We start from the raw sequence: 233 nt of genomic DNA, 5'->3' as shown, positions 1-233 counted from the left end.
CGCCAAGCATCGCGCCAGTGAAGTCTGAGTAGTAAGCCTTCACCATAGTGAGCCTGACTGCTCCCATGAAGGCACCGCGAAATACTGCTTCGTCCGAGAGCGCATGATGTAGTACGGCGTACCCAAAGTCTGTTTCCTCGAAATTCGCCCCGAACAGAACTGCGTGCGTTAGGTTTGCCTTGGCAAAGGTCGCGGCTTTCCAGAACCGCAGCGCACGAGCCGGCACCCGTGGC

1 protein-coding gene is annotated in these 233 nt (G+C 57.9%); it reads right to left on the bottom strand.

What is annotated here, in order from left to right:
* Positions 1 to 233, bottom strand: a 233-nt coding sequence (locus H2O73_RS21505; protein WP_182110848.1) for a pentapeptide repeat-containing protein, incomplete at both ends; no start/stop codon positions are given.

Origin of the sequence: Vibrio marinisediminis (assembly GCF_014050145.1) — a bacterium.
GTDB classification, from domain to species: Bacteria; Pseudomonadota; Gammaproteobacteria; order Enterobacterales; family Vibrionaceae; genus Vibrio; species Vibrio marinisediminis.
This window is presented reverse-complemented; position numbering and strand designations above follow the sequence as displayed.